This is a genomic window from Ruegeria sp. BHSC026, assembly GCF_059613065.1.
The window spans coordinates 216,620-240,061 of sequence record NZ_JBXWRV010000002.1 but is presented as its reverse complement, the minus strand read 5'-3'; the positions used below and the strand labels follow the sequence as shown (position 1 = coordinate 240,061).

Below are 23,442 nucleotides of genomic sequence, written 5' to 3'. Positions count from 1 at the left end.
CTCCGTTGTCGGTTTCTATGGGCGAGAGACCATCCTCTCGCATGTGCCCCGGTATGTCCGGGGTCATTTGTTGTAGATGTAGTCGGGCAGCCACAGCGCGATCTGCGGGAAGGTCATTATGATGGCCAGCGCCAGCGTCATCACCATCACAAAGGGCAGAATCGAGCCGTAGATGTCGCGCAGCGAAATCTCGGGCGGGGCCATGGCCCGCATCAGGAACAGGTTATAGCCGAAGGGCGGCGTCATATAGGCGATCTGCGTGGTGATCGTGTACAGCACCCCGTACCAGATCAGGTCGAACCCCAGTTCCCCCACCAGCGGCACGTACAGCGGCGCAACGATCACCAGCATCGCGGTGTCGTCCAGGAAGGTGCCCATCACGATGAAGCTTAGCTGCATCAGGATCAGGATCACCCACGGGTTCAGGCCCAGCCGTTCGGTGAACAGCGTCTCGATCGCGCGCACGGCGCCCAGCCCATCGAACACCGCGCCAAAGGCCAAGGCGGCCAGGATGATCCACATGAACATGCAGGTGATGCCCAGGGTCGAACGGACCGAGACCTCGAACACCTTGCGCGTCATCCGCCCTTTCAGAACCGCGGCGGCAAAGGCCGTCAGCGCACCGATGGCCGAGCTTTCGACCAGCGAGGTCCAGCCATTGACGAAGGGCACCATCATTGCCGCGAAAATCGCCAGCGGCAGCAGACCCGCGCGCAGCAGCCGTAGCTTCTCCGCCATTGGCACGTCGCGCTCTTCCTTGGACAGGGCCGGGCCGAGTTCCGGGTTTATCCGGCAGCGGATCACGATGTACAGGATGAACATCCCCGCCATCATCAGGCCCGGCAGGATACCCGCCAGCCACAGCTGCCCCACCGGCTGACGCGCGATCATCGCATAGAGAACCAGCACCACCGACGGCGGCACGAGAATGCCCAGCGATGACCCGGCCTGGATAACCCCGGTCACCATTTTCTTATCATAGCCGCGTTTGAGCAGCTCGGGCAGCGCAATCGTGGCCCCGATCGCCATGCCTGCCACGCTCAGCCCGTTCATTGCCGAAATCAGCACCATCAACCCGATCGTGCCGATAGCCAGCCCGCCATTCAGCCCGCCCATCCAGACATGGAACATCTTGTACAGGTCGTCGGCGATTTTGGACTCGGCCAAAACGTAACCCATGAAGATGAACATCGGCAGCGTCAGCAGCGGGTACCATTTCATCAGCTTCATCGCGGCCGAAAACCCGATATCATAGCCGCCGCGGTCTCCCCACAGCAGCAGCGCCGCCACCACGGCCACAAAGCCGATGGCACCGAACACGCGCTGACCGGTCAGCAGCATCAGCATCATGGTCGAGAACATCAGAATGGCGATCAATTCATATGACATCAGATCACCTCGCGCGGGATGTCATCGCCCTTGAGGCGCAGAATATCTTTGAAAAGCTCGCAAATGGCCTGCAGCAGCATCAGGATCAGCCCCACGACCATGATCACCTTGATTGGCCACAGATAGGGGCGCCACGCGGTCGGGCTGCGCTCACCATACTGCAGGGAATAGCTGAGCGAGTCGAAGCCGCCATAGATCATCACACCCAGATAGAAGATCAGGAACAGCACGGTGATGGCGTCGGTCCAGGCCCGGCGCTGGTGCGACCATTCGCTGTAGAGAAGGTCCATCCGCACGTTCGAGCCCATCTGGATCGAATACGGCCCGCCCAGGATGTAATAGGCCACCATCGCGAACTGCGCGACTTCGAGCGTCCAGAGCGACGGAAGGAAAAAGGTCTTCGAGATCGACGACCACAACAGGATACTCATCATCACGAAGATGCCGTACATCACGACCCGCCCGATCCAGCGGTTCATGCGGTCGATGACCGCAACATATCCCCGCATGAAATTCATACCTGCTCCTCTGTTCCGGTTGGCGAAAATGCCGCAATGGTCCGGGTCAGAACCGGGGACAGAATGCCAGCCATACGGTTGACCCCGGCGGGCGTGTCGATCAGGTCGTTGCGGACCTCGATCATCACGTTCGGAAGGCCGCGGGCGACGCCGTGCTCGCTCAGGGTGTGGGTCACGCCATCGGCGGCCGAATAGGGTTCGTTCAAAGCGGTCCTCAGGCCGCAGCCTGCGACATGGTCCAGCATCACCCGAGCCGCGCGCTCGTCCTGATCGTGCAGGATGCCCAGTTCGACGTCGCGCCTTTGTCCTTTGTAGACCGGGGTGAAACTGTGGATCGTGATCAGAACCGGTGGTTCCGGGCGCGCGTCCAGCGTCTTGGACAACAGATCCCGGAACGGTTCGTAGATTTCACGCACCCGTTGGGCACGTTGAGCCGGGGTCAGGTTCCGGTTGCCCGGCACCTCGAACACTTCGCTGACCTCGGGCATGGAATCGGCGCGTTCGGGCGGGCGGTTGCAGTCATAGACCAGCCGGCTGACCCGGGCCTGCACCAGCGGCGCATCCAGGGCGCCCATCAACTCGACCGCAAGCTCCAACGCGCCGATATCCCAGGCGGCGTGAGAGCGGGCCGCATCCGCTTCGAGCCCCAGACCGTCCAGCGCCGCCGGAATGAACCGGCTGGCATGCTCGCACACCAGCACTGCCGGGGCGCGGCCAAGCGCGTTCAACACCCGTGCGGCGGGTGCTTCGATCGTTGACAGCAAAGGAGACTCGGGCGCAGCAATCATGAGTAGCATTTGTTACAGCGAAATTCAGCCTGTCAAGAAACTTTCTGTAGACAAATTTACATTCGATCATATTCTGTAACGAATTGAATAATACGAGGACGCCGATGGCCTCTGTCGCCAAGACCGTCAAGCAACGCATCCAGGACGAGCTTGATGACCTGACCCGATCCGAACGTCAGCTGGGCTCGATCCTGCTGCAAGATTATCCGATGGCCGGGTTGCAATCGATCACCAAGCTGGCCGCGGCGGCGCAGGTCTCGACCCCGACGGTGATCCGCATGGCGCGCAAACTGGGCTTTGACGGCTTTCCCGCCCTTCAGGACGCCCTGCGCGAGGAGGTCGCCGCGCAGATCAAGAAGCCGATCTCGAAACGCGACGCCTGGATCGTCGACGACGAGACCGAGCACCCGATCACCCGTTTCGCGCAGGCCGTCTGGACCAACATGCGGCACACGCTGGAGCGGCTGGACAAGTCCATGTTCGACGCCGTGGCCCAATTGTTGGCCGATACCGAGCGGCATCTCTATGTCGTGGGCGGCCGCATCACCCGCTCGAACGCCGACTATCTGTTCAACCACATGCAGATCATCCGGCCCAACGTGACGATGCTGGGCAACTCGGCCAACGTGTGGCCGCAATACCTGTTGGACATGGATGACAGCTCGGTCCTGGTGATCTTCGACATCCGCCGCTACGAAGCGCATCTGGAGAAGCTGGCGCAGGTGGCGTCGGATCGGGGTGTGACGGTCGTTCTGTTCACCGACCAGTGGGGCTCACCCATTGGGCGGACGGCGGATTACACGTTCCACGCGCTGGTCGAAGCACCGTCGAGCTGGGATTCCACCATCGCATTGCAGTTGATCTCCGAGACCCTGATCGCCGAGGTGCAGGAAGCCCGCTGGGAAGAAAGCAAGGAACGCATCGAAGAGCTGGAGCGCTATTTCTCGACCACGCGGATCTTTCGCAGCCTCGACAACTGACCGTTCACGAGCCTTGGCAACCGGTGGACAAAACTGTTGTTCCGCCGATGTCACCCATATATCGTAGCTGCGACGAGGCTCGCTGCAACATCGGGTAGCCGCACCCCCAGAGTGCCTGAGTGAGGCGGAATCCGGCCGGTCGATCTGGCAAGAAACCGCCACACATTGCACTCCGGCGCCCCTTGCGACTTCAGAAGGCCGGGCGAGGCTGGTAAATCCCGGGTTTGGCTGCGGCCCAAGCTTGTCACAGCCCCGGATCCGCGCATGAATGACAAAGGTTGACCGATCGTGAGCCCGAAGCACCCCGAAAATCTCCGCCCGGACCCCGAGCTTCAATCCGCACGCAGGCAGGGATCGACCTTCCTGTTGCTGACCTTCCTGTTCAGCGTCTTCGTCAACATCCTGATGTTGACCGGGCCGCTGTTCATGCTTCAGGTCTATGACCGCGTCCTGTCCTCGCGCGCGGTCGAGACGCTGACGGCGCTGTTTCTGCTGGTCGCCCTGCTCTATGGCCTGATGGCAATGCTGGACTATGCCCGCGGGCGGATCATTGCCCGGTTCGGCGCCAGGTTTCAGTCCGACCTGGACGAACGTGTGTTCGACGCGACCCTGCGCCATGCTCTTTATCCTCAAGCCCGGGCCACACCCGCCCGGTCGCTGCGCGACCTCGAGACCATTCAGACCCTGTGTGCCTCGCCCGTATTTCTGGCGATGATGGACCTGCCTTGGACGCCGGTGTTTCTGGCCGCCATCTTCATTTTCCACCCTCTTCTGGGCTGGCTCGCGGTGGGGGGCGGGATACTTCTGATCGTCATTGCGGTCGTGAACCAGATCCTGACCCACCATAAGGTCGCCGAAGCCCAGGTCGCGTCGGCCAAGGCCAACGCCTTTTCCGAAAGTGCCCGTCAGGCGGTCGAAGTGGTGCGATCGCAGGGCATGCAGCGGGACGTTACCGACCGGTGGCTGCAACAGAGATCGCAGGCCTTGTCGCAGAGCATTTCGGCCAGCGACTGGACCGGCAGCTTCAGCGCGCTGACGAAATCCCTGCGGCTGTTTCTGCAGTCGGCCATGCTGGCACTGGGCGCCTGGCTGGTGCTGCAGAACGAGATGACGGCGGGCGCGATGATCGCGGGATCAATTCTGCTGGGACGGGCGCTGGCACCTGTGGAACAGATCGTGGGCCAATGGGCGATGGTCGAACGGGCGCGCATGGCGTGGAAGGGCCTGAACCAGTTTTTGGCCCGAACACCCAGGGAGCCGTCGCGCACCAAGTTGCCGGTTCCCGCCGCGCGGCTGGTGGCCAAGAACCTGACGGTGATCCCTCCGGGCACCAAGACACCGACCCTGCGTGGGGCGTCTTTGGTGCTGGAGCCCGGCAAGGCGCTTGGCGTGATCGGCAAGAGCGGATCGGGCAAGACCACTCTGGCCAAGGCGCTGCTTGGACTGTGGGCGCCGGCGGCGGGCGAGGTTCGCCTGGGCGGCGCAACCCTCAGCCAGTATGACCCGGACGATCTGGGCCGTCACATCGGGTATCTGCCGCAGCAGGTCACCCTGTTCAACGGAACCGTGGCCGAGAATATCGCTCGGATGTCCCTGTCGCCTGACGCCGAGGCCGTCGTGGCCGCCGCCAAGAAGGCCAATGCCCATGAACTGATCCTGAGCCTCGAGAAAGGGTATGACACGTTTCTGGAAGGCAATGACAGCCAACTGTCGGGCGGTCAGAAACAGCGGATCGCCCTAGCGCGCGCTCTGTATGGCGACCCGGTCGTGCTGATCCTTGACGAGCCGAATTCGGCGTTGGATGCCGACGGAACGGACGCGCTGAACGCGGCCATCCGCAATCTCAAAGCCGAAGGCAAGGCGGCCATCATCATGACGCACCGGCCCCAGGCCATTTCAGAATGCGACGACCTGGCTGTGGTCGAACGAGGCCAGATCGTTAAATTCGGACCGCGCGACGATGTTCTGAGCGCAATGGTGCAGAACGCGGGCGTCATCAAGCGACAGCTCAAGAAGGTGGGTGAATAGACATGGCCAACCAAGTTTCGCGCCCGGCCTGGCGGATCACCGTTCCGGCCCTAGTGGGTTTTGCCGCACTGACGATCCTGATCGGCGGCGTCGGCGTTTGGAGCACGCGGACCAGACTGGCCGGGGCGATCGTCTCGCCCGGCGTCGTCGAAGTCCAGAGCAACCGGCAGGTGATCGAGCACCCTGACGGCGGGGTCGTGGGCGAATTGTACGCCCGCGATGGCGACCATGTCGCCCAGGGGGACCTTCTGTTGCAGTTGGACGGCACCTTCCTGACGTCCGAGAAGGCCATCATCGAATCTCAGTTGTTCGAGTTGCTGGCGCGGAAGGTGCGGCTGGAAGCGGAACGCGATGGCGCCAAGGTCGACGAACTGGACGCGCGCATGCGCGATCTTGCGCGGATGGAACCGATCGACCCTGATTTGATCGCCGGACAAAGAAACCTGTTCCTGGCGCGGTCCGATACCTTGGCCCAGAAGATCGACCAGCTGGGCAAGCAACGGAATCAAATCGAAAGCGAAATCGCAGGAACCGACGCCCAATTGGTGTCGCTGACCAAACAGGTCGATCTGATCCGGCAAGAGCTGGAGGATCAGAACGACCTTCTGGCCAAGGGCCTGACCCAGGCCAGCCGGGTGCTGGCCCTGCAGCGCGAAGAGGCCAGCCTAACCGGTGAAATCGGGCGGCTGGAGGCAACGGTGGCCCGCCTGAAGGGACAGATCGCCGCGACCGAAATCCAGATCGTCGAGCTGGCATCCGCACGGCGCGAGCAGGCGATCACCGAGTTGCGGGAAGTGCAGGCGCAGATCGTGGAGCTGTCGCAGCGTCGCCTGTCGCTGACCGAGCGCCTGTCGCGCCTGGACATTCGCGCCCCGGTCGCTGGTACGGTCTTCGGCAGCCAGGTCTTTGCAGCGCAATCCGTGGTTCAGCCCGGCGAACCCATGATGTACATCGTCCCCGACGATACGCCCTTGCTGGTGGCCGCGCGCGTGGACGCGATCCATGTCGACCAGCTGCACGTGGGACAACCCGTCACCCTGCGGTTTCCGGCCTTCAACCAGAGGGAAACCCCCCAGATCGACGGCCATGTAATCAACGTGTCGGCCGACGCGCTGACCAATGAAAAGACCGGGCAGGCCTATTATCGGACCGAGGTGGCCCTGGACGATGGCCAGACCGAACGGCTGAATGGCCAGACCCTGCTGCCCGGCATGCCGGTCGAAACTCTGATCAAGACCGACGAGCGCACGCCGCTGTCCTATCTGGTCAAGCCCATGACCGACTATTTCAACCGGGCCTTCCGCGAATAGCGCGTCACGGAGCTTCGAGGTTGCCCAGCAGGATGGATGTCATGTCGGTGGCGATCACGCCATCGACGGCCGCCACGGAAACTCCGGTGTCATAAGACACGTTGTGCCGCGTGATGCCGGACAAGTCGGCGTTCTGATCCAGAAAGACCCATTCGGGCTCGTGCAAGGACGGCATGCCGACGGCCACCTGCAGGATCACCAGCGCATCCATCGCCGTCACTTTACCATCACCCGTGATATCGGCGGCAATCAGATCTTCGGGGCTTGCGGGACCCCATGTCGGATCCATGCCGACCGAGATTCGCAGAACCTGCAGGGAATCCAGCGCGGTGATTTCGCGCGTGGCATTGGAGTAGGTCTTGATGATGTCCAAGTGGCCGTTCAGGATTCCGTCCGGCAGGCCTAGGTCAAACTGCCCCTGCCCGTCCGCCTGCGCCGTGATCGTCGCGTTGCCGGAGGGCGTGAACCGGATTTCGGCATCGGTGAGGCCCGGATTCGCGGTTCGCGAGTCGATCGAAACGAGACCGACTACCCCACCCGAGGATTGCGGGCTGGCAAACACGCCGTAGTCGACCGGCATGTGATCGGGACCCTGAAACCCCGCACCGAACATAGCCGCACCGTCCAGCGGCGACCCGTCGGCCGAGACGACATGAATCGTCTCGTTGCGATAGTCAATCTGCGCACCCTGCGCGGTCGAGGTCACGGTCAACTGGCCGGGATTGCGCAGCAGCAGATAGTCGAACAGGTCCAGGCGGTCGGTGCCAGCCTGAAAATCTGTGATCGTGGTTGGCCCGCTGCCGGACCGCATGACGAAGATGTCGGCACCCGATCCGCCGGTCAGGGTTGTCGCGCCACGCCCGGCAATCAGGATGTCGTCTCCGGCCCCGCCCTGCACGACAGTATCCAGAACGCCACCGCTCAGCATGTCGTCCTGCGCAGTGCCGGTCACGGTGCCATAGCCTTCGGCAACCACGCCCAAATCCTGCAGAGACACGCTCAGTTGGGTCAAGCCCGGCTCCTGCTGCGAGCCGGCAAAGATCTGCAACTCGTTCCCGACATGGGCAACTTCGATCACCTCGACATTCTGAAGGCCGCTGGCCAGCGTATCGGCAAAGCTGTCCAGATAGACCAGCTTGCCATCCGGCGTCATCGTCAGCAGCGTGACCCCGTCGTCGCCGCCACCGGCCACCACGAAAACATGGCCGCCCGCTTCGACGACCTTCATGTCCTGAACCGATCCGAACCGGGTGCCAAGCGTGTCGAGGGCTTGGTCGGTTGGAACCAGGCTGCCATCCGCGCCCAACCGCATGACGCTGATCGAGTTGCTGCCCGACCCCGCAACCAGAACCCAGGTCTGGCCATGGGCCTGCACGATCTCGAGCGCCGTGGGGGTATGGATGCCCAACGTTGCGAGCGATGCGCCCGTATCGGTCAGGCTCAGACTGCCCGTCATCGGGTCGACTCCGAAGACCTGAACCGTGCTGTCGGCTGCATTGGCCGCAACCACGAATGAACTCGGGCCAACCTGTGCAGCCTGCATCGAATCAGCCTGACCGGCGAGGGACCCAACCTCGAAAAGCGTTCCGTTCGTTTCTATCCGGTATGTCGTGACCTGCGCAGTATCTTGATGGGAAACCGTCACGAATTCGCTTGCCCCGGCGGAGTACTGAACCAGGCTCGTCACGTCCCCACCTCCCGAAACCGCGGCGGCTTCGCCCAAGGCCCCGATCGTGCCGTTCCCGTTCAGCTGATAGCCGACAAGCCCCGTCGCGGTGTCGATATCCAGCACGATCCAGTCTTGGGCGCCAAAGGTTACGGGCTGCCCGAACCGCCCGGCCTGAAGGGCAATCGTACTGCCGAAATACTGATCATCATGGAACACGGGCGCGCCGCCCGCTGTCAGTTCCCAAACCGAAATCCCGCCTGTCGCGCCAGTCACGCCGTATAGGTACGTGACACCGTTAAACGTTTTTAAAGCCGTATCGCCGATACCGGAATCGAGCGCCGGGCTTCCCGTTGCCACCACTCTTTCGAACTGAAGATTCACTTTCGATTTCCCCCACGCCACTTGCGGCACACGTCAAGGGTCATCCGAAAGAGAAGCAGGGATCAGAACGAAAATGTGGTGAAAACGAGGATTTCGGTTCCAGTTTTAAACAACTTTTTGGGTTCGACCGCATGAGAAAACAGGCGACAGGAACGAAGATCGAAACACGCTGCGTCTCTGCCTGCCGACCTGCTGTTTGTGGCCGCCGATCGTGAGGGCATCATGACGATGAAACAAGGTTCGCAAAAGGCCTCTTTGGCTGACAAGGCACCGGAAACGGGCAACGATATCACAGCCCGCCACCTGATTGAAAAACAGCTGCGCAAATGGGCCGGTCGCGGCTTTGCGGGCGGTCTCGTTTCGACCTTGCTGGCCCTCCCTGCATTGGCCCAGGCCAGCCGAGAGGAACTGGACTCGTTTCAGTTCGCCGAAGTGTCGCCCGGCGTCCGGTCGGTAAAACTGCTTGAGAATGGCGACGTCCAACTCAAGATGCTTGACGGCCGAACTGTTGTCGTGGCGGCCGAAGACGTGCGCGTACTGGACGGCGGCGCGATCATGATCGCCGAGGGCGTCGCCGTCGAGATTGCCCAGTTCGCCGCCGCAGCCGAAGCCGCAGCCGCTGGGGCCGCAGCCGGAGGCGGAGTCGGCGCAGCCGGCGCGGTGTTAGGCGGCATAGGCCTTGCCGGCGCGGCTGCCGCCGGCGGGGGTGGCGGCGGGGATGAAACGCCCGAGCCAAGCCCGATCCCGGCCCCCGAACCGGCACCCGTCACACCTTCTGTCCCTGCGCCCCCCAGCCTGAACCTTGCCGAACTTCAAGGCACGTCGCTAAACAGTGTCAGCACAGGGGCAGAGGCAGCGTCGGGGGCTGCCGCCGTGGAGGTAACAATCGGCTCGGTCACCACAATCGCCGCGCCCGCGCCCGATGGCACATGGAGCGTATCGCTGACGCAGGCCGAGGCCGCGGGGCTGCCACAGGGGGTGACGACCGTTACGGTCCGCAGCTTGGACAGTGATGGAAACGAAATATCGGTCGCCACGGCGGATTTCACGGTCGACACGATTGCCCCGACGATCTCGATCACCGGGTTTTCAGACGGTTCGGTCATGAACACCGCCGAAAGCGGTACGGATCTGACTGTCACCGGAGTCACAAACGCCGAAAACGGGCAGACCGTCACCGTGAACCTCAATGGCCAGACCTATTCCGGAACGGCGTCAGGCGGCACCTGGAGCGTCACAATCCCGGCCGCGGATCTCTCGTCCTTGCCCGACGGAGCGATCATTTCCGTAACTGCAGATGTCGAAGATCGCGCCGGGAACCCAGCTCTTCAGGCGACTGGCAATTTCAACACCGACTTCACCGAGCCCACCGTGACCCTCGACCCCGTGGTCGGCGGGCAGATCGATCTTGCCGATGTCAGCGCGGATTTGACACTGACAGGAACGACCACGGCCGAAGACGGACAGACCGTCACGGTCACGTTCGCCGGAAACACGTATTCCGGCACCGTCTCTGGCGGCGCGTGGTCAGTTACCGTCCCGGTCGCGGATCTGGCGACCTTGTCGACCGGCGTTCCGGTAGACATCAGCGTCGCCGTCGACGACGCCGCCGGCAATCCGGCACCGCCGGTGTCGGCCTCGGTTCCAGTCGATTTGACCGGCCCGTCCATATCCATCGCTCCTCTGTCGGTCGGAGCAGTCATAAATGCCACGGAAGCCGGCTCGGATCTTGTGATCTCGGGAACCACGGGCAACGTGACCGACGGCCAAACCGTAACGGTGACCCTGGACGGACAACCCTATGTCGGTACGGTCGCGTCCGGAAGTTGGAGCGTCACCGTCCCAAGCACTGATCTGATGGCGCTGGCGGATGGTGACAGTTTCACCATCACCGCCGACGTGATTGATGCGGACGGCCTGTCTGCGCCTCAGGCCAGCATCGGATTGTCCAAGGACGCCACCGCGCCCGTGGTCACCATCGACGCGCTTTCCGACGGCGCCGTCATGAATGCAGCCGAGCAGGCCACGGACCTCACCGTCTCCGGATCGACGACCGCCGAGGATGGGCAGGCCGTGACCGTCAACCTGAACGGACAGAGTTATTCCGCGTCCGCAACCGGTGGAAGCTGGGCAGTGACCGTTCCGATGGCTGACCTGGCCGCGCTCGCCGACGGGTCCACAATCTCTGTCACGGCGGACGTCTCGGATGCTGCCGGCAACCCTGCTACTCAGGCATCTACCAGTTTCGACACGGATTTCACGGCCCCGACGCTGGCGATTTCGGGCATTTCGACCGGAGCGGTGATGAATGCAACCAAACGGGCTGGCGGTCTTTCGGTCAACGGAACGACGGATGCGCCGGACGGATCGATCGTATCCATCAGCATCGCCCGGGCCGATGGCACGGTCGACGCGACCGGCTCCGCAACCGTCAGCGGCGGCGCCTGGAGCTTCGTGGCGACCAGTGTGGACATCTCCTCGTTGCAGGACGCCGAAGCGTACAACGTTACCGCGACAGTAACCGATCCAGCCGGAAACACCCAAAGCGCGACCACCGGCTTCGCAACCGACTATTCGGCGCCGACGATCACGTTGGACCCGCTACTTGTGGGCGCGACACTTGATGTCGTCGAGAGAGGTTCAGACCTGCCGGTTTCGGGTTCGACCACAGCCGAAGACGGGCAGACGGTCACTGTATCGTTGAACGGTCAGACCTACACGGCCACCGCCAATGGTGGAAGCTGGACAGCGACGATTCCGGCGTCGGACCTTTCAGGTCTGTCGGATGGCGGAAGCTACACGATCACGGCCACGGTCACAGACGCTGCAGGGAACCCGGCCTCGGCCACGCCCGCGAATTTCGCGACCGATTTCCGTCCGCTCCTTTTGCTGGACCCGATGGGCACAAACGACAGCATCGCTCTGGCCGACGCGCAAGCGAACGGCACTGTGATCAGCGGAACGTCGTACGGCCTCGCCCCCGGCCAGTCGGTGGATGTAACCGTCAACTCCAACGTAGTGGGCGCCGCTACCATCGCAGCAGACGGGTCATGGAACATCTCTGTTCCAGCCGCAACTTTCGCAGGGCTCGACGGCGGCGACGCCATCGACGTTCAGGCTGCGGCAAGCGTCGCAACAGGGCCTGACCCCGTGCCCGTCAGTGACCAGGTTTTCGCGCATGTACCCTCGGCTTACACGATCGCCGAAATCGGCCGAACCGGGTCCGAAGTCACACTGGCCGTCTACGCCGACGCAGACCGCGATATCTCCAGCGGCATCGATTACAATGTCGACGCGACCTTCGACCCGACGGTCGTCACCTTCAACGCCGGATCGACGGTTCCAAACCCCGAACTCTTTTCGGAGCTCACTTATTCACCCGGTCCGGGCGCCGTCAACTTTGCCGGTACGGCCCTGACCTTCACCGACCTGTCGCAACCGCTGTTCACCTTCACGATCACGGTGCAAGATCCTTCTCAGCCCATCGCTCTGGCAATAACGACACCGAATGGCGGACCAGCCAAATGGCAAATGGGAACCGATGGCGCCGATATCCTGTCGACCTCGAATGTGGACGACGTCGTTCGAGGCGGCGGCGGCGACGACGCAATTAACCTGACGGGCGCCGGGCGCGATCTGGTCGTGTTTGAAGCGAACCCCGCGATCAACGGCACGGATACAATCACCGGCTTCAATATTGGTCCGGCGACGGATGTGACCGATGCATTGCTCTTCAGCGGGCTTGATGCTTCGACCTTGCGCGGAAGCGGGACAGATATCGAAATTTTGGGGCTGGGAGGTTCTCTTGGCGCGAACACCGGCTTTGTCGGACTGAACACCCAACTGGCCGATCTCGATGTGGGAACCTTGACGACCGCAGCCGAAGGCTTGGGTGGCGCTCAGTCTGGCGATGAGATTTATCTGATGGCCACCGACGGAACCGACAGCGTGCTGGCCAAGGTGGACTATACCGCCTCGGGAACGGCCTCTGTCGACATGATCGCGCACTTCCAGGGGGTTGGCGATCTCGGAAGCCTCAGCAGCGACAACATCCTGCACACGGATCCCACCGGCGCGACCGCCTGATCCAGCGAAGGAACATGCAACATCCCCAAGGGGGTGTTGCCCATAGCGAGCATTGAGAGGGAAAATGGTTCAGAACGACCGGGTCACAGTGACCACACAGAGACATTCCAAATGCTCTTGGCATCGGTTCACATCCTATGATTTCGCCCGAACCATGGCAGTTTGCGAGGTCGTTGCCTCAGAAATCCCGATCGTCGCGGCTTCGTTCCCGATCGGGTTTCTCTCCGACGGCGAATCGCTGCGACCGGTCTGCATCATGTCTGTCTTGGAAGGGGAACCAAACCCCTTCGTCGCAAACGACGGCCGATGGTTGGCACCGTATGTGCCGTCTGTCCTGCGGTGTCACCCCTTTTTCGCGGCGCCGGCCGACCGTCGGCAAGCCGGGCACGAGAGCACCTTTACCTTGCTTGTGGACGAAACGACGGGCCTTGTCACACCAGATTCGACAGGACTGCCGTTTTTCACGTCCGACATGGCGCCCTCGCAAGAGCTTGGGACAGTCGTCGACTTCATGCGACACTATGTGGCGGAGCAGAGAGCGGCTGAGTCCGCCTGCGCCGTTCTTGCCGAGCTCAAGCTGTTTGCACCCTTGCAATCAGGTGTGCCGCTGAGCCTGGATTTGCCTCTTTGCGGCATCGATTTCACGCGTTTGGCCGAGTTGTCACCGCCCGAAACCTCGCTGATGATGACAAGTGGCGCAATGCAGATCGCATACAGCCATCTGGTTTCGCTCGCTCATTTTGAATGGTTGGGCAAGTTGCAGATGGCCGCCAGCCGAACTCAATCAGCTTGCGCAACCTCCCAGCCGTCGGAACTGGACGGGTTCCTCACTGCGCTCGCTACGGCACAATCCAAGGCCGAAAACGAGGCTTCCCATGCATTTGTTTGAACGGTCTGCGCAGAAAGTACTTGGCTGCATTCTTTTGGCTCTTGTCTCCGCGTGCGAACCCGTGCCGGATCTGGCGCCAGTCGAAATGGCCTTCTCGGCCGGCACGGCCGGAGCGGGCGCTACCGAACCGTCTGAGCGACTGACCAGCAGCGAGTTCGGCCGCCGCATCCGCCAGGCGGTGGAATCCAGTCCGACGCTTGCGAAGTCAAATACGGAAATCGACCTGGCACGCGCGAACCGGGACGTCGCCGAAGGTGCATTTCTGCCGCAGCTGTCCTTGGGATTGAATGCGCGTTCCGAGCGCGTGGATTCGAATGTTTCTGACCTATCGCCCTATCTACGCGTCTCTCAATTAGTCTATGACGGCGGCGCGGCCTCTGGCAATCTGGCCGCTGCTCGGGCCAGGATCTTGGAAAGCCGCGGCAGCCAATTGCAGACGGCTTCCGCGACCGCATTGGCCGCAATCGAGGCCTATGTTTCGGTTCTGAACCGGCGCGAGCTTGTTGACATTGCTCGGCAGAATGTAGCGGCGCACGAACAGATCGAACGGCAGATTTCCGAGAGGACCGACATCGGAGCCGGATCGACTGCCGACCTTCTGACCGCCCGGTCCAGGATCGCAGATGCCCGCACGAAACTGGCCAACGCGCAGGCGCAGGCTGATCGGTCCATCGCCCGTTTCCGGGAGATATTCGGCTATGACCCCGGTGCTTTACCCGCTCCGCTTCCCGCGCCCGTATTGAACAGAAGCGACAGCCAGATCGTGCTGAACAGCCCACAGGTTCGACGCACGGATGCGGCGCTTCTTGCCGCTAGGGCCGAGCAGTCGGCGGCCTTGGGCAGGCGCCAACCGGATATCCGCGTATCCGCCTTCGCCAACCAGGACGACAATCATGACGCGAATTTCGGAGTGGACCTGTCCGTCAATTACGAGATTGACAGCACCGGCAAACGGCGAGCCGAAATCGCCGCTGCCTCGGCGCGCATCAAGCAGGCGGAATTCGAGCGGGAAACGCTGATCCGCGAAATCGGCCGCGAACTTGGCTTCATTCGGTCAGACCAGAAAGCCGGTGCGGAACGACTGAAAGAGGCGCGCCGCGCCGTTCAGGCAAACATCCAGAATGTTTCGGCGATGCAAGAGCAGTTCAAGATCGGCCGCAGCAGCCTGATCGAAATTCTGGATGCACAACGCGATCTGGTCGCCGCGCAGGAGCGGATGATCCTCGCCGAGCAGAACTTTTTCCTGACCAATTACGCCGCCATCAGCCTGACCGGCGACATCCTCGACCTGTTTGATATCCAACTGGAAAACTGGAACGGCATGCCATGACCTCGGAGCGCCCGGAACCCACAAAGCCGAACTTCAAAGCACTGGAGCGTTGCCTTCTGCACGTCGCAGCCGAATTGGGGCGGCCACTGACGCCATCGCGGGTCATTGCGGCCCAGCACAACCCGGAAAAGGGGTTGAACGTCAAAGAGACATTGGCTCTCGCTCAGGATGCCGGCCTGCAGGCCGGTTTTGGTGCACGTCGACTGGAAGACTTCGACGATGTGCTGGCACCTGCTGTTCTTTTGATGCAGGGCGACAAGGCGGTCGTCTATCATGGACGGGGTCACGGCGGAGACCTGTTGATCTTTGACCCTGAACTGGACAATGGCGTTTCGGAAATGCCCCAAGAGAAGGTTGCCTCGCTTTATTCCGGTTATGCCATATTGTTCCGTAAGGCCCACAGGGACGGTCCGAAGCCGGACACCAGGGACGACGGTCACTGGTTCTGGTCGGCCCTGATGGCGAACCGCTGGTCCTATGCGCAAGTCGCTCTGGCTGCCGCCATGACCAACTTTCTGGGTCTGGCCACATCGGTCTTCATCATGGTCGTCTACGACCGGGTACTTCCCAACGAGGCGACGGAATCCCTTGTCGCGCTGACGGTCGGCGTCGGTCTTGCGTTGCTGTTTGATTTCATCCTCAAGATCTTGCGGGCCGGGTTCATCGACAGGGCCGGCCAGAGGGCCGACATGCTGATGGGGCGACGGATCTTCAACCAGATTCTGAACATCCGGATGCAATCGCGCCCCGGGTCGATTGGCGCCATGGCGAGCACCGTCCGCGAATTCGAAACCCTGCGCGAGTTCTTTACGTCAGCCACGCTGATTGCCGTCGTCGACCTGCCCTTCATCGCGTTGTTCATTTTCGCGATCTACATGGTGGGCGGTCAATTGGCGGCCATTCCGGCGCTGGCGGTGCCTGCGGTCCTGCTGGCGGGCTTGGTGGTGCAACCCTTTCTTTCCCGGCTCGCGGCACGGAATTTTGACGAAGGGCAGTCCAAGCAATCAGTATTGGTGGAAACTCTGGCCGGTCTAGAGACGATCAAGACCACGACGGCCTCGAACCGGATGCGCAAGCGCTGGGAAGAGGCGGTCGAGCGGCATTCGCAAAACGGGATCAAGAGCCGGGCGATCACCCAGTTCGCGCTTAGCCTGACCGGATTCGTGCAACAGGCCGCGCAGGTTCTCATCGTCTTCTACGGGGTATTCCTGATTGCCGACGGTCACGCCAGCATGGGTGCCCTCGTTGCATCGGTCATGTTGACCGGTCGGGCCCTGGCCCCGCTGGGGCAGGTTGCGCAAACACTGACGCGGGTCAATCAGGCGCGCAGCGCCTATCGCAACCTGCAATCTCTGATGTCGGCAGACTGCGAACAGCCAGCAGGACGAACCTGGATCAGCCGGCCCGGCTTTGCAGGCCGCGTTTCCTTCAATAACGTCTGCTTCGCCTATCCCGGTCAGGAAGAAGATACGCTGCGAAACGTGACCTTCACCATCGAACCCGGGGAAAAGGTCGCAATTCTTGGGCAGATCGGCTCGGGCAAGAGCACAATTGCCCGGTTGCTTCTGGGACTGTACCAGCCGCGATCAGGGTCGGTTCTTCTGGACAATATCGACATCCGGCAGATTGACCCGGGCGACCTGCGGAGCAGCATTGGATCGGTTCTGCAGGACATATGGCTGTTTTCAGGATCCGTGCGTGACAACATAGTCAGCGGCGCCTATCGGCCCAGCGAGGAAGACCTGATCCGCGCCGGCCACATCGCCGGAGTCGAAGATTTCGTGAACCGACACCCCAGCGGCTACGACCTGCAACTGGCAGAGCGCGGCGAAGGTCTGTCAGGGGGTCAGAGACAGGCCATCGCCCTGGCACGGGCCTTGATCGGGCGACCACCGGTCCTGATCCTGGATGAACCGACAAGCGCAATGGACGTAAAGACCGAAGCCGAGATTATCCAGCGTCTCAAGACGGCCACAAAAGGAACCACGACCATCGTCGTCACCCACAGAACCAGCCTTCTAGAGATGGTCGAGCGGGTGATCGTCATCGAGAACGGCAGGATCGCCGCCGACGGCCCCAAGTCGATACTGACCCATCGCGCCCGCAGTACACGGAGGCATCTGAATGTCGCGGCATCCTGATTTTGCTTCCCTTGAGCGGGAACTGCGCGGCCGCCCGGGCGCGCGAGGTTCGGTTCTGCTGCTGGTGACCTTGAGCTGCATCCTGGTTGCGGGTGTCTGGGCGTATACCACCGAACTGGATGATGTCGTACGCGCCGATGGGCGCATTGTACCGTCGGCCGATGTTCAAGTCATCGAGGCCACCGAACCCGGCGTTCTGTTGGCCCTGCATGTTCGCGAGGGTCAGGTCGTCGACAAGAATGAGCTGTTGATGGAATTCGACGCCACGCAACTTGACAGCGACCTGGACCGCGAACGGCAAAAGGCCTTTGGGTTGATGGCAAAGGCACAAAGGCTACATGCCGAGATCGATGGAACCGATCTGAGGTTTGAGGACGATCTGGTCCGGCAGGCGCCCGAAGTCGTCCAGTCCGAGACGGCCTTGTATCTGGGGCGGCAGGCGGAATTGGCCGATGAGATCGCGATTCTGGAGCGACAACGCGAACAACGCCAGCGCGAGTATGAAGAAGGTCTGGTCGACAAGGTCACGGCGGAGGAAACGCTCAAGGTCCTGGCGGAGGAACGTGCCCTGATCGAACCCCTGGTTAAACGCCAGATGGAGCCGGCGACGACCTTGATGGCCCTGCGCCGCAGCGAAGCCGAATGGAAAGGGCGCAAGGTCAGAGCCGAGGCGGCCACATTGCGGCTGAACACCGGGTTGAGCGAAATCGATGATCGGATCAAGGCCGCCCGCAGCCGGTTTCGCACGTCGGCCTTGACCGACCTTGCCTTGGTCACGGCCGAATTGGCCGCACTGGAGCCGACGCTGCCCGCGCTGGAAAACAGAGCTTCGCGGGCGCAGGTCCGAGCACCGGTCAAAGGAATCGTCAACCGATTGCACCGCAGCACACTAGGCGGCTTGGCCCGCAGCGGAGAGGAGCTGGTCGAGATCGTCCCCTTGGATGACAGCCTGCTGGTCGAAGCCTATGTCCGGCCCGAGGACATTGCGTTTCTGCGTGCAGGCCAGAAGGTCAGGGTCAAGATAACGGCCTATGATTTCGCGCGCTATGGCGCACTTGACGGTGAAATCATCCGCATCGGTGCCGACACGATCACCCGATCCGAGCGCAACGACGAAGAGGTTTTCGTGGTCGAGGTGCGGACCGAAGACAAGCTGCTGGACGCGGCCGGGAACCCTGTCGAGATCATTCCGGGCATGATTGCCGAGGTCGATATTCTGTCCGGGCGGAAAACCGTCCTGGAGTATCTGTTGCAGCCGGTTCTGAAGATCAAGAACCGCGCGTTCAGGGACTAGGGCACGCCAACTGCGTCAATTAGAGGACGTCTTGAACTGTTGGTCGAACAAACACCGGAATCTGCCGTTCATTTCCAGCAATTCATCCAGATTGCCTTGTTCGACCACCTGCCCGTCTTGCACCACCATGATTTTGTCCGCGCCCAGCACCGTCGACAACCGGTGCGCGATGACGATCGTGGTGACGTTTTCGGTCAATCTGTCCAAAGCGTCCTTGACCAAGGATTCGGAATCCGCATCCAATGCACTGGTCGCCTCGTCCAGCAACAGGATCTCGGCCTTGCGCAGAATGGCCCGGGCGATGGCCAGGCGCTGTTTTTGCCCACCCGACAGGAAGGCTCCGTTTTCGCCAACCTGCGTATCATAACCTTTGGGCAGCGCCATGATGAAGTCATGCGCATGCGCAGCACGCGCCGCCTCAATGACCTCTTCGTCGGTGGCATCCGGTCGGGCAAAGCGCAAATTCTCCATCACGGATGTCGAAAACAGGAACGTGTCCTGGCCTACAAACGAGATTTTGCGCCGCAACGATGCAAAGCTGACATCCTGCAAGTTCTGCCCGTCGATTTCGACGGTACCACTTTTGGGATCGTAGAACCGCATGATCAGGCCGAAGATGGTCGATTTTCCGCCGCCGGATTGCCCCACCAGCGCGGTCGTCTTGCCAGCCTCGAAGGTAGCGCTCAGCTTTCGGATGACCGGGTGCGAACCGCGATACCCGAACGTGACGTCCTTCAGGCGAATTTCACCGGGCCCCGGAGCAAGGTCGATTGCCCCCGGCTTTTCGCGCATCGGGTCTTCCTGATCCAGCAACTGAAACATCATACCGATCGGCACCAATGTGGTTTCGATCGCCACACGCATGCGCGACAGCCGTTTGGCCGGCTCGTAGGCCATCAGAAGAGCCGTGATGAACGACATCAACTGACCCGCCGATGGCGGCTCGCTGCCGGCGAGTCCCATCGTCGAAACCACGAGAACGCCCGCCACCGCCAATCCGGCCAAAAGCTCCATCAAGGGGCTTGCGATCGCCTGCAGCTTGGCGATCGAGTTGGCGCGGCGTTCGACCGAGCGAATGGCGCCGTGCATCCGGTCGACCATCATGTCCTCGAGCGCAAAAACCTTGATCACCTTGATGCCGGCCGAAGTTTCCTGAAGCACCTTGATGATCTCTGCCAGCGATTTCAGCTCGGATTCCATGATGACGCGCACGCTTTTCAAAAGCGCCCGCACGCCCCACAGGGCCAATGGACCCACCACAAAGAACATAACCGACAGAACCGGTTGCTGGTAGACCATCACAAAGACCAGGCCGACCAGCGTCAGGGCGTCTCGAACGAAACTGGTGACGATGACATCCACAAGACGCCGCGCGGCCTGGGCCCCATTGGTCACGCGCATCAAAAGACTAGACGACTCGGTCTTGGCAAAAAACCCGACACCGCGGGTGATAAGCTTGTCGTACAGCTTTTCCTGCTGCTCGGCGATGATGCGGTTACCGGCGCGTGCCAGAAACACGGCCTGAGCATAGGAGGCCACCGCCTTGGTGAAAAACAGCGCAACGACCCCAAGCGCAATCCAGTAAACCTGCGACTGCATTTCGGGGGTGGTCATCGCGTCGACGATGCTTTCCATCATCCACGCGGTTCCGGCTGTCGTCGCGGCCACGATCGCCATGGCGACCATTGCGATGGCATAAAGCCGCCACTGCGCCCGCAGACTATCGCCCACCAGCCGGCCGATATGGCCGGAGCGCCACTTGGCCCAAGTCTTTCCGATCATCAGGGTCTCCAAACGTTCTGACGCCTTGTTGCGTGTCAGAACCGGATTTGCAAGTTGTCAAAGCGCCGACCGGCAAAGCCGTGCCACGACGCGCAGAAGCCTTCAGTTAGGGGCTGAGCTCGAAAATACCAGTGCCAATGCGGGTTTTCGTCAAAGCATTGGGTGACCAAGACCTGTCGGGCCGTTCGCTCCGAAACTCTATCACCGCCACTCGACGTCGCCCAGAAAGATGTAACCGGCGCCGTAGATGGTCTTGATCAGGCGCGGGTTCTTGGGGTCTTCTCCCAGTTTGGTACGCAGCCGCGATATGCGCACGTCCATCGCCCGGTCAAAGCTTTCGCCCGCAGCCCCGCCCAAAGCCTCCTGCATCTGCGCTCGACTGATCAGGCGTTTGGGGCTTTCCAGGAACAGCCGCAGAACTTCGCCCTCGGCATGGCTGAATGCGGCTTCCTCACCGGTATCAGACAGCAGAACATAGCGGTCGAAACACGCCGTCCAGCCATGGAACCTGGCCACCTGCGATTGCTGCACCTGGGATCTGGGCGCACGCAGACGGGCGCGGATGCGGGCCACCACCTCAGCTGGGTCAAAGGGTTTGGTGATGTAGTCATCGGCCCCCAACTCCAGCCCCGTCACCCGGTCCTGCACCTGTGCCCGACCCGAAATGATGATGACCGCCGCACCCTGTTCAAGCGCCAGCCGGTGCACCAGCGCCAATCCGTCGGTGTCGGGCAGCGACAGGTCCACGAGGCACACATCCGGCGTGACCCGTTTCAGAGACGCTTCGAATTCGCGGGCGCGGGCAAAGCTCTGGGTTCGAAATCCAGCGTCTTCAAGCGCTTCGGTCAGAATCCGGCGGATTTCCGGCTCGTCGTCCAGAATGGTCACCAGGGGTTGCGTCATGAGGCGGCCTCGGTTCGGATCAGCGCGGACAATTGCGCGCGGGTGAAGGGTTTGCGCAGGACCGGCGCCTTGGCAAGAGCTTGACGGTGCAGCGGGTCATCATAGGGCAACGAGGTCATCAGTATCACCGGAATTGGTAGAGCAAGTCGTTCGATCAGATCAATGCCGGTGGCAGTGCCCTCCAGCCGAATATCGGACAAGATCAGCGAGATGTCATTCAAACTGGCGGTCAGTGCCAGCGCCTCATCCGCCGAGGTCGCCTCGATCACCGAAAGACCCAGATCAACCAGCATGTCGCGGAACTGGTGGCGCAGATCGTCGCTGTCTTCGACCAGCAACGCCAGGCCCGACTGGACAGGCGGCGCGGGCCGATAGGGCAGCCGCAGCATTACGGATGCGCCCGAGGGCGTATTGCGCAGTTGCAGGTCTCCACCCGCCAGCTTGACCGTGTCATAGACCATCGGCAGGCCCAGCCCCGACCCCTTGCTGCCCTTGGTGGTGAAAAACGGGTTTAACGCCTTGTCCAGCGCATCGGGTGAAAACCCCGGGCCTGTATCGGACACGGTAATTTCCACCCAGATCCGACCGATCGCATGGGCGCTGATGGTGATCTGCCCGCTACTGCCGCAGGCGTCGCGGGCATTCAGCACAAGATTCAACAACGCGTCCTGAACCATGCCCGGGTCCAACATCAGCGCTTCATCCGGCAGAGTATTGACCACCGATAGCCCCACGCCACGCGGCAAGGAAGGCGAGGCCAGCACCCGCAGATCCTCGAGCAGGCCGCGCATGTCGGTGGCCTGCGGCTGCGGAGTGCGGTTGCCGGTCATGTCGGCGATGCGGTTCAGCAGCTGCCCGCCGCGCCGCGCGGTCTGCTGGGTTGCGACCACAAGCTCGGCGGCGTCTTCGGGCAGGTCCATCTTTTCCAGCTTGGCCTGCATCCCCAGGATGATGGTCAGCAGGTTCGAGAAATCATGCGCCAGCCCGCTGGTCATCTGCGCGGCCATAGCCCGGCGTCGGGTCTGCTGCAGGGCCACGCGGGCCTGCGTTTCCTCGGTGATGTCCACAGACATGATATAGACGCCGCCCGCGCCGTCGGGCGTGAACGAGACACGGATACGGCGTGAATCCTGATCCTCGGTGAATTCGAACACCGAGGCCTGCCCGTCATAGGCCTGTTTCAGATGCGGCCGGACCCGCTCGTAAGCGTGCGCGCCGAGGGCCTGCGAGATGTGCAGACCCAGGATGTCCGACGGCCGCCCCGGCAGGACCGAACTGAGCCGCCGGTTAGAATAATCATACCGCCCCTCGGCATCCAGATGGGCGATATGGGCGGGCATCATCTCGGTGGTCATGCGGGTGCGCGCTTCGATCTCGGTCAGCTGGCGCTTGGCCTCTTCCAGCGCGCTGATCGTGGCGGCCAGTTGCCGGTTGGTGGCCGAAAGCTCTTCGGCATGGCTCAGCAACTGGTCCGACAGTTCTTCGGACCGGCTGCGCAGAAGCTCTTCGACCCGTTTGGTGCTGGTTATGTCGGTATAGACGGCAACCCAGCCACCGGTGGGCAGGGGTGCACCCTCGATCGCGATCACCTGCCCGTTGGGGCGCACGCGTTCCATGTAGTGCGGCTCGAACGCCAAGGCCTGTTCGACCCGGACACTGACCAGATCCTCGACCGATTGGTCGTGACCATATTCCCCGCGGCTGGCCAGAAAATGGATCGTGTCGCTGAACAGCGCGCCCGGCTGCACCAGGCGTTCGGGCAGGTCGAACATTTCCTGAAAACGCTTGTTGCTGACCACAAGGCGCAACTGGTCGTCATAGATCGACAACGCCTGACCAATCAGGTTCAGCCCTGCGGTCGTCATCTCTTTGATGCGCTGTTCGGATATGTCCACGCCGATCCTCCCCTGGGCACAGGCCTATCACCAGTTTTCGGGCAGGTGTAGAGGGGCCG

General features: G+C 61.8%; 15 protein-coding genes. 8 read left to right on the top strand and 7 right to left on the bottom strand.

The window, feature by feature from the left end; translation table 11 throughout:
- Window positions 1-63: 63 nt before the first annotated feature.
- From AC2FME_RS03820 to AC2FME_RS03810, 3 genes are read right to left on the bottom strand one after another with little or no spacing between them, the layout of a single operon-like run.
- Window positions 64-1,389 carry a TRAP transporter large permease gene (locus AC2FME_RS03820; protein ID WP_170448192.1) on the bottom strand — a complete coding sequence of 442 codons (1,326 nt, stop codon included), beginning with the start codon at window positions 1,387-1,389 and terminating at the stop codon, window positions 64-66.
- Window positions 1,389-1,907: a TRAP transporter small permease subunit gene (locus tag AC2FME_RS03815; protein WP_496799676.1), complete on the bottom strand. Its 519-nt coding sequence runs from the start codon at window positions 1,905-1,907 to the stop codon at window positions 1,389-1,391. Before AC2FME_RS03815 ends, AC2FME_RS03820 begins: the two co-directional genes overlap by 1 nt.
- The gene (locus AC2FME_RS03810) at window positions 1,904-2,704 is read right to left on the bottom strand and encodes an N-formylglutamate amidohydrolase (RefSeq protein ID WP_496684286.1); all 801 of its coding nucleotides are present in this window, start codon (window positions 2,702-2,704) and stop codon (window positions 1,904-1,906) included. Before AC2FME_RS03810 ends, AC2FME_RS03815 begins: the two co-directional genes overlap by 4 nt.
- A gap of 95 nt (window positions 2,705-2,799) precedes the next feature.
- Between AC2FME_RS03810 and AC2FME_RS03805 the strand changes: the two genes are divergently transcribed.
- From AC2FME_RS03805 to AC2FME_RS03795, 3 genes are all read left to right on the top strand, one after another.
- Window positions 2,800-3,675 carry a MurR/RpiR family transcriptional regulator gene (locus AC2FME_RS03805; RefSeq protein ID WP_496685226.1) on the top strand — a complete coding sequence of 292 codons (876 nt, stop codon included), beginning with the start codon at window positions 2,800-2,802 and terminating at the stop codon, window positions 3,673-3,675.
- Window positions 3,676-3,963: 288 nt separating this feature from the next.
- Window positions 3,964-5,703: a type I secretion system permease/ATPase gene (locus AC2FME_RS03800; RefSeq protein WP_496685228.1), complete on the top strand. Its 1,740-nt coding sequence runs from the start codon at window positions 3,964-3,966 to the stop codon at window positions 5,701-5,703.
- Window positions 5,704-5,705: 2 nt separating this feature from the next.
- A complete protein-coding gene (locus AC2FME_RS03795; protein WP_496799675.1) occupies window positions 5,706-7,013 on the top strand; it encodes an HlyD family type I secretion periplasmic adaptor subunit in 1,308 nt (435 codons plus the stop codon).
- 4 nt (window positions 7,014-7,017) lie between these two features.
- Here the strand turns inward: AC2FME_RS03795 and AC2FME_RS03790 are convergent, their stop codons facing one another.
- On the bottom strand, window positions 7,018-8,955 hold the full coding sequence (locus tag AC2FME_RS03790; RefSeq protein WP_496799674.1) for a M10 family metallopeptidase C-terminal domain-containing protein: 1,938 nt from the start codon (window positions 8,953-8,955) through the stop codon (window positions 7,018-7,020).
- A gap of 330 nt (window positions 8,956-9,285) precedes the next feature.
- Here AC2FME_RS03790 and AC2FME_RS03785 point away from each other — a divergent pair, with 330 nt between their 5' ends.
- From AC2FME_RS03785 to AC2FME_RS03765, 5 genes are all read left to right on the top strand, one after another.
- Window positions 9,286-13,149 carry a beta strand repeat-containing protein gene (locus AC2FME_RS03785; RefSeq protein WP_496799673.1) on the top strand — a complete coding sequence of 1,288 codons (3,864 nt, stop codon included), beginning with the start codon at window positions 9,286-9,288 and terminating at the stop codon, window positions 13,147-13,149.
- A 154-nt stretch (window positions 13,150-13,303) separates the two neighbouring features.
- Window positions 13,304-14,038: a SapC family protein gene (locus AC2FME_RS03780; RefSeq protein WP_496799672.1), complete on the top strand. Its 735-nt coding sequence runs from the start codon at window positions 13,304-13,306 to the stop codon at window positions 14,036-14,038.
- Window positions 14,025-15,368, top strand: coding sequence for a TolC family protein (locus AC2FME_RS03775; RefSeq protein ID WP_496797745.1), 1,344 nt, complete (start codon window positions 14,025-14,027; stop codon window positions 15,366-15,368). Before AC2FME_RS03780 ends, AC2FME_RS03775 begins: the two co-directional genes overlap by 14 nt.
- Window positions 15,365-17,509 carry a type I secretion system permease/ATPase gene (locus AC2FME_RS03770; RefSeq protein WP_496799671.1) on the top strand — a complete coding sequence of 715 codons (2,145 nt, stop codon included), beginning with the start codon at window positions 15,365-15,367 and terminating at the stop codon, window positions 17,507-17,509. The genes AC2FME_RS03775 and AC2FME_RS03770 overlap by 4 nt, the downstream gene beginning before the upstream one ends.
- The gene (locus AC2FME_RS03765; RefSeq protein WP_496799670.1) at window positions 17,493-18,803 is read left to right on the top strand and encodes an HlyD family type I secretion periplasmic adaptor subunit; all 1,311 of its coding nucleotides are present in this window, start codon (window positions 17,493-17,495) and stop codon (window positions 18,801-18,803) included. The genes AC2FME_RS03770 and AC2FME_RS03765 overlap by 17 nt, the downstream gene beginning before the upstream one ends.
- Before the next feature lie 15 nt (window positions 18,804-18,818).
- Here the strand turns inward: AC2FME_RS03765 and AC2FME_RS03760 are convergent, their stop codons facing one another.
- From AC2FME_RS03760 to AC2FME_RS03750, 3 genes are all read right to left on the bottom strand, one after another.
- Window positions 18,819-20,585 carry an ABC transporter ATP-binding protein gene (locus AC2FME_RS03760; protein WP_496799669.1) on the bottom strand — a complete coding sequence of 589 codons (1,767 nt, stop codon included), beginning with the start codon at window positions 20,583-20,585 and terminating at the stop codon, window positions 18,819-18,821.
- Between the two features lie 201 nt (window positions 20,586-20,786).
- Entirely contained in the window at window positions 20,787-21,488 is a 702-nt protein-coding gene (locus tag AC2FME_RS03755) for a response regulator transcription factor (protein WP_496685249.1), read from the bottom strand.
- Window positions 21,485-23,353 (bottom strand): PAS-domain containing protein, encoded by a 1,869-nt coding sequence (locus tag AC2FME_RS03750; RefSeq protein ID WP_496685738.1) that lies wholly within the window; start codon window positions 23,351-23,353, stop codon window positions 21,485-21,487. The genes AC2FME_RS03755 and AC2FME_RS03750 overlap by 4 nt, the downstream gene beginning before the upstream one ends.
- Window positions 23,354-23,442 lie beyond the last annotated feature (89 nt).